This is a genomic window from Granulicella sp. L60, from assembly GCF_009765825.1.
Classification (GTDB): Bacteria; Acidobacteriota; Terriglobia; order Terriglobales; family Acidobacteriaceae; genus Edaphobacter.
This window is the reverse complement of record NZ_LMUR01000018.1, coordinates 25,395-35,780: the sequence shown is the minus strand read 5'-3', so window position 1 is coordinate 35,780 and position 10,386 is coordinate 25,395. Positions and strand designations below refer to the sequence as shown.

The window sequence follows — 10,386 nt, the reverse complement described above, 5'->3', positions numbered from 1 at the left end:
CGCTTCGACGGTCTATGGCTCGATCTCCCCGCGGGACCTTTTTACAGAGTTGAGAAAGAGATAAAGAATGTCATTACAGTGATTGCGAAGACCTGTCACTACTGGCTTGACCACACGACACCAGAGCAGCACCAAGCCATCGCGAGTCTATTTTCTAGGATGGAGTCGAAGTCACCGTTGGTGCAGACTGTGCTCTTCGATCACGACTTTCAACCAGACAGACAGCGGATGCTCTCCAACAAAATGGCAGTTTCGATCCTTGAAAAGACCGGCCTTTGCTCTTCGGACGATTCCTATGAAGGGTGGTTGGGCTTGAGCTTCGGCGACGTACGCACGGCGATCTTGATGATGCGTGTGTTGGTTGTATGCAATACGTTCGCGCGCAGGGAAGGAACCGCAGTGTTTGTCCCCGTGAATCCTCACAGCGACCCGAACGGCGAAACGGTTGTGCAAACAGTGATCCAGGCGCAGTCCTTCGCGGTTTCGCGACAGATATCAGCGTAGGGCTGCTCGCAGGTACGATATCTGGCATCTCGTCTACGGCCGGTCGCCACCCCCTCCAACGTCTCATCGGCCTTCGCATCGGCACCGGCGTACTGCCCCAGAGCCGCGAGGGCACCATCAAATGCCCTTACGCTCGCCCCGAAGTACGGAAAAAACGCTAAATATCGATAGCCACTTATTGCCCTTACTGAGGGGCCGTGGCCTCTTCCAGAAGATGCAGCACCTTCGCATCCAGGTCCTTTGCCACCTGCATCGCCCGCTCGCTCTTGGCACCAGCCAGATGGCTCGCCATCGTGTCATACGACACATGCACGCCGTCTCCCCGTTCATACACCAGAATCGTCACTGGCGCATAAGAGCCCGCATCCGGCACGGACTCCGTCATCTGCTTCATGATCAGTGGGTTCCCAGCGATAATTCGAACGATCTTGTACGGCTTGGCGTTTGGATCCCTCCGCAGCGCCGCTCCCAAATCGAGCCTCAGAAACTCCATCAGGTCCGCGCTCCCGACTGCACCATGAATCACCTCGGAAAACTCCTCAAAGCTCCTCGTCTCGCTCATCTGACGTGCAAGCTCACCGAAGTTCTTCCGTCCGATTCCTTTGTCCAGTCGCTCCAGAACTTCTTCGAATGAGCTGTTCGATACAAACGTTACCCGGTCCACCAAAATCTTCTTCGTTGTCATTTCTCGTCTCCATGTGTCCTGAGTCTATGCTGCGCACGTCGCGCTAGGGCATTGCGTCTCGCGCCGCGAAGCGAATCATTTCGGCTCAGGCTTTGCGCGTCTAATCTCAGGAGCCATGGTCTCGAATACGCCATCTCGCCTGACCAGTTTGTGAAAGAGAATCGCTGCAACATGAAGCAGGATGAGAGCAAAGAAAACGAACGCCAAGTAGAAGTGCGCACGCCACAAGAGCGTATGCAGCTTGGCGCTTACTGGCAGGATGGGCGGCAGATGCAGAACACCGAATATAACTATCGGATAGGCGGCTGCGGACATCATTCCCCAGCCGAGGAGAGGCATACCAATCATCAGCGCGTAGAAGGCATATTGCGATAGATATGCGCCCAGCTTCATGGGCTCTGATATATCGGCTGGCAGCGCGGGGGCGCCATAACAGATGCGAAGCGCCAAACGGATGAGTGCAAGCAGCAAAATACCGATACCCAACGACTTATGAATCTGCACCAACGTCAAATATTTAGAAGCAACCGTTGAAACCATGCCTACGCCGATGAACAACATGGAGAGAACGCAGATTGCCATGAGCCAATGAAGCAGCCGCTGCGGTGCGGTAAAGCGTGTGCGGCTCGTTGTCATTGCTTGCCTCCTGTTGTGGTGCGCGGATAGTGCGATTCCTCGGCTGTGCGGCTGTTGAATGATCGTGAATACGCGGCCGACCGAACTGCCGGGAATGGGTCATCCGATGTGCCGATTCCATTGGGCAAAACCGTAGGGTCGAAATTGATGTCACGGCATGGGCCGTCTTGCTCCGCTTCGATCTGCTGGACCGTGAGCGTACCAACCTCGACTGTTTGGCGATCTGCGGGCCACGCCTTGTTAGGGTCTGCTGTGGGATCGCCAGGGTTTGCAACTGTCACCACCAAGCTCCAACGTTGGGGTGCAGCAGCAACCCGCTCCGTGATCTCCTTTTCCAGGAAGTCTGGGCCACGCTTGGTCAACTCATCCGGCGAGATGGGGACGGTTTGTGCTGCCGGAACCAGCGACCAGCGGATTGAATGCTTGGCGCCAGACTGATCGGTAAATACAAAAGAGTCGAGACTGTTATAGCGCTGCTCCGCATAGCTCCCAGTCCAGGGGGCACTTTTGGCCCAACCGAGGAAGGATAAAAATTCCTGATGCGCGCCAATGAACTTCTTCATGGCGTCGGGGTCTTTGCTGCCAGAGGCCATCTGCAGTTCATAGAAACCCTGCGGCGTTGAAACAGGAAAGATCGGCGCGTCAATCATTGCACTGCGCCATTCCTGGTGATCCGATTGGGTAATCTGAATACCGAGACCGCGCACGCGCACCATGGCATCTACGGCATTCAGATTCGGACTCGCGAGATTAAAGCGACCTATAACTGGATACTGGCCACGGATGAAAACCTGCGCCTTAGAGAGGGCCGATCCATTGCCGTTGGCGTCGAACGTTCCGGAGAAGCAGATGCCTTTCGTGTGATTGCGGCGATGTCCCAATGCCGGGCCTTCGGCGGGTGCCAATGACGCGACCAATTTCTTAGGCGTAAGTCGATGAGGCGATAACCACCCTGCCGTATAGGCAAAAGCGGTAGCGGCTACGGCAACGACAGCAGCGATAATTGCGAGTGATCCAAGCGGAAAACCTCTTGGCGGTGGAGGTGACTGAGCCATTCGTACCTTCCTTTTACATTCGAGATAACGGCGCTAGAACTTGTTAAGCTGCCCACGGTCCAGCAGATTTTCTCATCAGGTGCAGGGATGTAATCATCCATTACTACTTCTGTTCAGAAAGTTGCGCAGGTACACCATCAAGCCATACTGGCCAATGGTCCACGATATTCGTTATCAGAGGATATCCTGCACGATAGACATTCTCGATTGCCGGCGCAAAGCCTCCTGCCGATTGGAAGCTGAAGAGGCTCTCAGATGCGCTTTGGCCTTTGTATGGACGATCAAAGTCCGACCCTGAGCGCAACACAGCGATTCGCTTTATATCTAACCGTCCTGCGTCTGCGGCTCTCTTCAATGCCTCGAATGTCGCGTTGTCTTCCTCCTGCGAGGTGCAGTATGTGCCTTTCCCATGCGTTACCTGTTTCGTCCAAATCCGAGCGCGTTCGCCAATCAAATCGCCCCCCCACCATGTGTCATCTGAAAGCGTGTCACACTGAAGAACCGTTGGTGGTTGATTTGCAGGAGCATAAGTAAACTTCGCACGTGTTGCCTTCGCTTCCGCGCTGTCCGCCAGTGCAACGTTTTGTGAAAGTACAAATCCAGCATTCGCAAGTGCCGAACTAAGCTTGAACACTTCAGTATGATTCTCGATTTTAGGCAGAGCGTCCGGAGTTTTAGCGCCCACCGCAACGAACCCACTTGGCCAATCCAAGGGTTTCTCCCGGGAATCCATCTCCCACTGCGCACTGAACTCCACCAGGTATTTGGCCCATGCAGGCGAGCCAAGGGTACCCCGCGATGGATCGATACCGGCTATTCCCGCGACAAGAAAATACGTGTAGCGTAGATCGAATTGATTGGTGAAGGTTAACGCCATAGTAGACGCCGCTGCATTGGCATGTCCCATGTCTGTTGTCATCACGCAAACATCTTTGCGATTGCAATGGACATCTGGGTAATCCGGAGCTAAGCCTGGAACTTTAATCGCTTCCCACGGACCTAGACGGTCTAGCCACGTTTTGGCTTCAAGACCGAACATCGTGACGATCATGACTCTTACCCTGCGGCCGGAATCTGCGGAAGATGAGAGCGGCGCATTTCGGCTCTGAGCCTGGACAGTTGTTCCAAGTAGAAATGCAAGGACGCAGGCCGCTGCTACTCTTCCCTTCTGAGGGTTGATCAAAGTGGTAAAACGGCAAAATGTTGATAGTGTTGTCATCTGATACAGTTCCCTTGCGGTATTCGTTCGATCTCGTCAACTAGTTGTTCAGCAATAAAAGGCTCGACTATGCAGAGTGGGATTCTGTATCCGACCCTGTTGTAATTAGAACCGCTACCGCGCTCCTGTTTCCTTCTTGATACACGCATCCATCAAAATGGATTCCGCCTGTTCCAAGAGGAAGGCAGATGGTAGGTAGCTCGTGACGACGATAGACAACGACCCGTTTGTAGTCGCCACACCGACGTTATATTCTCCCTCTAATCCTCCCAATGTCGCCGGTCCCCATATGGTCTCCAGCGTTAAATCGCCAAACTTTGTGTCAAATGGAACTACACCCACATTCGAGACCATCATGTCGCGTGCGAATACATTCGCCACCACATTCGCTGTTGCTTCCACGGTGAGATCCTTGGTTGCAACGGATTCCCAGATGGTTTTAGCCCGGATCGCCCCATCAATTGTTTTCTGGTTTCCCATCTGCTCGTTAGCAAAGCGAGCCAAGTCCCAGAAGTCTGCAGGCCGTTGGGGTTCGAAAGAATCCTGTGCTCCTGCTCCCAGACAAACTACGCAGTCTTCACCGGCTCCTAGAAGCTCTCGGATATTGACCGGCGAGAAAACACGCACAATACCGTCACGCCATATACTGCTTCTGCCTGCCGTAACCAGGGCAGCGCAAAGCGCTGCATGCACAGTCGTCTGCTCATCTCGTGCACATTGACGAAGCGTTGCTGTGAATTCCTGAGAAAGGCGCAGACGCCAGATGCGAATAGGAGTTCCATCGTCCTTTCGAAAGGTAGATGGTAAGACTATGGGAGAGTCAGTGTGATTCGATGGAGATTGGAGAGAATCCACCGTACTCTGGTGTTGTCCGATTAGCTCCTCCTCGTTTCGCGGGAGCGGCAGGAGACCTATATCGCAGCCGGAGAGCGCCTGAAGGATGTCGCGGATTACAAATAGAATTCCAGCTGCGTCGCTGACCGAGTGGTGAGCCGCAACAATCAAGGTCGCCTCATTTGCCTTGTGGACCAGGACACATCGAACCAGTGGGGCTTGTTTCCAGTCAAATCCTCTCTCTTTTTCCCGTTCTACTTCAGACTCCCAGTTGCCCAGCGTTCCATCTACAATCCGGAGCGGAATCTTCGATTCAGCATCCTCGTAAAACTCTGGCATCCCCGACGAGTTCACGAAGATAGCCGCTCTCAAGAGGGGATGCCGTCGCTGCGCGGCATCCAGTGCGGGACGCCAGTCTTCAGCAGCAGTAGTCCCTGTGACGCTTGCAATCATGATGAAATGTGAGGGGTAATTTTGATCCATTAACCAAAAGATGTGTTCGAGCGCCCCCAGCGGTCTTAGGCTGGTCACTTTATTTACGGAAGTAAGAGCAGTGGATTGCGTCACAGTATCCTTGTTATCGTCGTCGTGGTTTTCCGAGCAGTATCGACACAGCTCAGATGTTCGTATCTACAGGCGCAATGAAATCGATGCGGCTCTGCCGGAGTTTTTCAGTGCGAACTTGAACAGGGTGGGATACAAAACCCCACCCTGCATGGTCGAGGTTCTTAATACCGAACCGCTAGATAACGCCAAGCTTGTCGGCTGGGATCTTGAGAGCAAGCTCCTTATCGATGTTCAAGTGGGCCTTGAGCATCTCGCTTGGAACGCGTCGGAGCCATTGATTCAGTGATACATCCTGGAACTCCTCAGATGCGAATGTCTCGAGAAAGACCAGATCCGTATAGCCTGTGTTTTCGATATAGTGCGCAGCGTTGTTTGGCACATATCCTACATCGTTGGCATTGAAGTCCATTGTGCGTGCATTGGCCACCGGGAAAAAGACCGTCATACGTCCCTTGCCGGCAATGTAGAACTGCCACTCGGAAGCCTGGGGATGCCAGTGCAGCTCTCGCATTCCTCCCGGTTTCAAGATAACCAGAGCAGCGGCAATGTGCTTGGACACTGGGAAGTTATGGGAATCCACGATGCGAAGCGAACCCCCCTTACTCGATCTTGTGGGCTCCATTGTCTTCAAGCGAAAAGTGTACTCGGACTTGGCAGCCACCTGTTGGCCACCAATTTCGGTTTTGTCTTGCTCCAGGGAACCCGGTTCTTTGCCGGGAAAGATGTAGAGCGGAGCGCCAGGCGTCTTTGAGAAGACGCTGGCATCTAGGCCTGTGTTCTTCGCGAGGACCTCCGGCGGTGTATGAGCAATCCACTCGGAGAGCAACATTGTGCCATCTTCAGAAAAGGCACCCTGGTTGAAGACCAACAGAAACTCAGTGCCGTCGGGACCAAGGCCCTGAATTGAGTGAGGATGTCCAGCCGGAAAGATCCATAAATCTCCCTCTTCCACATCGCCGATAAACATATTGCCATCAGGTTCCATAACGGTTACGCGGGCTTTGCCGTAGAGAACATAGGCCCACTCATCCGCAGTGTGCCAGTGCATCTCGCGGTAGCTGCCAGCCGTGAGACGCATGTTCACACCCGCAATATCCTTCGATGAAGGAAGAACACGCTCGGTCACCTCGTGTGTCCACCCACCCTCTTCTACTCGTTTCTTGACGAGGTCGAAGGAATACCACAAGGGGACTATGTCGCCGTGATCGGTGGGTGGCGGATTGTTGGAGTTTGGGTTGAGTGCGAGGAGAGCTTTGTTTTCCTGCCCCGGATCGCTCGAAGAGTGATCGTGTTCCGCCGTCTTTGTACTGGTCTGCGTCTGGGCATTCGCCGTCAGCCCTGTTAGAGCAGCTGTAGCTAAGGCTACGGAACCCATCCCAAGAAAGTTTCTCCGGGATGGGTGTTCCAGCATCGATCTTTCATCTGTAAGATCGCTCATTATTCATAGCCTCTGGTTGTGCCAAGTGCGTTAGCAGTCCACTGTTTTCGCTCTCGCTGATGATTGCTCCCGGTCCTGAACTTTCGCGAACTGGTCTCCTGGATGACCCCCAGTCAAATATTCGAGCATTCCTGGACTGAGATTAGCTTCAAGAAATAGTCGACCGGTTTTTACACTGCAACTGGAACGTAGGGGAATGTCTTTCTTGGCTTCGACGTGATCGATTCCTTTCCGATCCCGAGTTGAATCGGCGTGTTCGCCGCGGTAGAGAACATCACGTTGGGTGCATTGTCCGTGAGGGTACGACCGTTCCATTCAACGAAGCCAAACGACGCCTGCGTGCCAACGGTGTACGGCAGCATATTGGGGAACAGCCGATGAGCGATCTTCTCCGCATAGGCGTGGGGATCTTCAGCCGTACCGTATGCAGCAACTACGTCTTCGATGGACTGGGTGACATGGGCTCCGTAAGTTGCGAAGTCCTCCGAAGGATGTCCGGCATTGAGTCGATTGCCAAAATCTTCGTTGTATTGCGCGAATAGCGGTGGGATCATCGGAAGACCGATGCGGTTGATTGAACGCCATCCCCCGGCATCCGTGGCGAGGGTGGCGACTGCCCAGACTCCAATCTTGCGGTTGTCGCCCGCACTGGCGAGCAACTCAGCATCCGGCACTTCCAGGACAATCGCATATACCGTCTGACCGGCAAAGAAGTTCTTAGCCTTGCTCGGCTCCCAGCTGCCCAGGTCAACCTTTGTGCCGTCATGGAACGCATGACCCACCGCGTGCAAGACATCCGGCTCAATCCAGAAGGGGTCGCCTGCATGGCCGGCCCAGGCACGCAGGCCCGACGGGGTCGTAACAGTTTCATCCGTTACTCCGTGTGCGACCACTGTACCGGCGGCGTGCGGATCGACAGCGTCTTTGCCGCTGATGCGACGAATGGTGTATTTCTGCTTTCCCTGCGCATCCCGCTCTTCGAACGTCAGGCGATAAGTGAGCTCTTCCACAGCATCGCCGTTGAGATCGACCTTGAATTCGTACATGCCTTCCGGATGGTAGCCCGGAATGGGGGGCTTCGCGATAGAGTGGCAGACGTTGATCACAAAGGCGGTCCCAGTCTCGCCGCGGAACACGTAGAGATCGGTGACATCGAGGCGAACATCCTGCCGGGCGATGGGTGAGTCGAGATGATGAGACATACTTTCTCCCTTTTCATTTGCAAAATTTGATTGAGACTTGCTTTGGATCGAGAGAGCCGAGGCGGCCCGGGGCAAACTCATTCCCGCGACCATAATTGCGCTGCCGATGAGAACCCGTCGACGCGAGATACCCGTAATCTCGCTTGTATTAGCCTCAGGAACGTCCGTTTGTTCATTTGATTGCATTAGGCATGACCTCCACGTCTGGCCAGAATGGGTAGTGAAGATAAAAGAACTCAGCATTCAAAAACCCTTGTTGGCGATGATACTTCGCTTGTTGACAATTTAGTCGGTAGACATAAAAAATGCAACTTCGAGATAGTTGTGTGCGTCGCGCTTCCGGGATCGCACAAGCCCGTCGGGTAGGAGGGCGTAGGCGTTTCCACGATGCAGGAGCAGTGCCGGGGACGGGAAGGACGGGCTAAAAAGGAGTCCCCGGATTGGCAGGCCCCTCAAACATAAATCCCGTACCCCACGAGAATCGTCACCACTGTGAAGGTGATTGTCGTGTTGACGAACGAACGTGCTGCGCAGAGTGCTGCCACATATCGCCGGGGCTACTCTGCACCGTGGCGAAGGGAAACCTTGAATGCTCTGTAGTTTCTTCTGGAGCACGAGACGGCTAGCCGCCGCAAGCCCATACGCCCCGCCCAGCAAAGGAAGCCGAGATTTGGATGAGTGCATTGGCCTGTTATTGTCAACTGACGACCAACTCCTGGATTGCCCTTCAGGAGTTAGTCGTCCGGACGTTGCGGTCATGGAGCGCCGGATGGCCGCCACGAACGAGCAGATTGGAATCAACAAGCGGCCTATTACCAACGCTGAATCTTTCAGCAGAGGCCAGCGAATTAGCGACCGAACTATCCGCCACGTCATGCATTGGCCGAGGGGAGCCAGCAGCTTTGGACAAAAATATGACACACCGCAAGCCGTTCCGAGAAGTCGTTAGGCAATTCACTCCCAATTGGTTCACTGTGACGATGGGGACCGGCATTTTGTCTCTCGCCCTGAATCAATTTCCAATCCAACTAAAGCTCATTCATCTAGTCGCGGTGGACTTATGGTTTCTAAACATAGCTTTGTTCTGCCTCTTTCTGCTCGTCTACGTGGCGCGATGGATTTTTTTTACTGCTGAAGCACGCCGTGTCTTCTCGCACTCTACCGTCTCGATGTTCTTCGGGGCGATCCCGATGGCGCATGCGACAATCATTAACGGGCTGCTGGCCTTCGGGATACCAATCTGGAGAAACGGTGTTGTCATATTCGCTCGATCGCTATGGTGGGTCGATGTCTTGCTGGCAATCTTCTGTGGAGTCGCCATTCCTTTTTTAATGTTTACGCGTCAGGAACATGCATTGGACCGCATGACCGCCATCTGGCTGCTACCGATTGTTGCCGCTGAGGTAAGTGCTGCGAGCGGAGGTGTTCTTGCGCCTTTCCTTGCACCACCGATTGCCATGCGGATCGTTTTCGTCTCCTATGCGCTCTGGGCCTTTTCTGTGCCACTGGCATTGAGCATTCTCACAATTCTTCTCTTACGCATGATCCTGCATAACCTTCCACCTGCAGATATGGCGGCAACCTCGTGGCTTGCCCTCGGGCCGATTGGCACCGGAGCACTCGGCCTGGTCTCGTTGGGAGTCGATGCGTTGAAGATTCTACCCTCGGCAGGCTTCGCGGCTGTGGGCCAGACCGCATATGGCATCGGACTGATTGGCGCGATCGCTTTTTTGGGGTACGGGGCATTTTGGCTCCTCACGGCGATTCTCGTAACGATCCGCTACTTGAGGCAAGGAATGTTCTTTAATATCGGCTGGTGGGGGTTCACCTTTCCAATTGGCGTGTACTCTGTCGCCGTTCTGGCGGTCGCCCGGCAGACGAACATTACGAGCCTGTTTGTCCTGGGCGGTGTCTTGGTGGTCGCTCTAAGTCTTCTTTGGCTACTCGTCGCAACCAGAACAGTCCGCGGAGCGTGGACTGGAGCATTGTTTCACTCCCCCTGTCTGGTTCCCGGCGCGATTCCGGAGGATCTCATCGTTGGCCCCTCCTAGAGAGGTGCGACTGTTCCAACCATCTTTTTGCAAGGCGGCTACGCCCTTGCCAACAGCAATTTCTTCCGCGGTTTCCCGTCGCATATGAAATCTAAGCTTCTAGGTGGCGCTCGCTCATTCGCGAAAAATGAGGTTTCCCGCCACTGCGGAGAGTTCGGCTCCATAACTTTGCCCCAGCCGTTCGTCAGTTGGTGC

General features: G+C 54.2%; 9 protein-coding genes. 2 read left to right on the top strand and 7 right to left on the bottom strand.

Annotation, left to right across the window (positions count from 1 at the left end; genetic code table 11):
* The coding region (locus tag GSQ82_RS10525; protein ID WP_216847067.1) for a hypothetical protein at positions 1 to 504 on the top strand (504 nt) is incomplete at its 5' end.
* Between the two features lie 184 nt (positions 505 to 688).
* Here GSQ82_RS10525 and GSQ82_RS10520 read toward each other — a convergent pair.
* The 7 genes from GSQ82_RS10520 to GSQ82_RS10490 form a co-directional block, all read right to left on the bottom strand.
* Entirely contained in the window at positions 689 to 1,189 is a 501-nt protein-coding gene (locus tag GSQ82_RS10520; RefSeq protein WP_158792260.1) for a DUF302 domain-containing protein, read from the bottom strand.
* A 75-nt stretch (positions 1,190 to 1,264) separates the two neighbouring features.
* Positions 1,265 to 1,825: a cytochrome b gene (locus GSQ82_RS10515; protein ID WP_158792259.1), complete on the bottom strand. Its 561-nt coding sequence runs from the start codon at positions 1,823 to 1,825 to the stop codon at positions 1,265 to 1,267.
* The gene (locus tag GSQ82_RS10510) at positions 1,822 to 2,730 is read right to left on the bottom strand and encodes a catalase family peroxidase (protein ID WP_254061572.1); all 909 of its coding nucleotides are present in this window, start codon (positions 2,728 to 2,730) and stop codon (positions 1,822 to 1,824) included. The genes GSQ82_RS10515 and GSQ82_RS10510 overlap by 4 nt, the downstream gene beginning before the upstream one ends.
* A 253-nt stretch (positions 2,731 to 2,983) precedes the next feature.
* Positions 2,984 to 3,931 (bottom strand): purine nucleoside permease, encoded by a 948-nt coding sequence (locus GSQ82_RS10505; RefSeq protein WP_158792257.1) that lies wholly within the window; start codon positions 3,929 to 3,931, stop codon positions 2,984 to 2,986.
* Between the two features lie 282 nt (positions 3,932 to 4,213).
* The gene (locus GSQ82_RS10500; protein WP_158792256.1) at positions 4,214 to 5,500 is read right to left on the bottom strand and encodes a condensation domain-containing protein; all 1,287 of its coding nucleotides are present in this window, start codon (positions 5,498 to 5,500) and stop codon (positions 4,214 to 4,216) included.
* A gap of 175 nt (positions 5,501 to 5,675) precedes the next feature.
* Positions 5,676 to 6,875, bottom strand: coding sequence for a cupin domain-containing protein (locus GSQ82_RS10495; protein ID WP_254061571.1), 1,200 nt, complete (start codon positions 6,873 to 6,875; stop codon positions 5,676 to 5,678).
* A gap of 233 nt (positions 6,876 to 7,108) precedes the next feature.
* Positions 7,109 to 8,140: a DUF4331 family protein gene (locus GSQ82_RS10490; protein WP_158792254.1), complete on the bottom strand. Its 1,032-nt coding sequence runs from the start codon at positions 8,138 to 8,140 to the stop codon at positions 7,109 to 7,111.
* Positions 8,141 to 9,054: 914 nt separating this feature from the next.
* Here GSQ82_RS10490 and GSQ82_RS10485 point away from each other — a divergent pair.
* Positions 9,055 to 10,191 carry a TDT family transporter gene (locus GSQ82_RS10485; RefSeq protein WP_158792253.1) on the top strand — a complete coding sequence of 379 codons (1,137 nt, stop codon included), beginning with the start codon at positions 9,055 to 9,057 and terminating at the stop codon, positions 10,189 to 10,191.
* Positions 10,192 to 10,386: the final 195 nt, after the last annotated feature.

Coding starts and splice junctions, on each gene's coding strand:
- GSQ82_RS10520 (WP_158792260.1), bottom strand. CDS start 1,189: ATGACAACGAAGAAGATTTTGGTGGACCGGGTAACGTTTGTATCGAAC.
- GSQ82_RS10515 (WP_158792259.1), bottom strand. CDS start 1,825: ATGACAACGAGCCGCACACGCTTTACCGCACCGCAGCGGCTGCTTCAT.
- GSQ82_RS10505 (WP_158792257.1), bottom strand. CDS start 3,931: ATGATCGTCACGATGTTCGGTCTTGAAGCCAAAACGTGGCTAGACCGT.
- GSQ82_RS10495 (WP_254061571.1), bottom strand. CDS start 6,875: ATGGGTTCCGTAGCCTTAGCTACAGCTGCTCTAACAGGGCTGACGGCG.
- GSQ82_RS10490 (WP_158792254.1), bottom strand. CDS start 8,140: ATGTCTCATCATCTCGACTCACCCATCGCCCGGCAGGATGTTCGCCTC.
- GSQ82_RS10485 (WP_158792253.1), top strand. CDS start 9,055: ATGACACACCGCAAGCCGTTCCGAGAAGTCGTTAGGCAATTCACTCCC.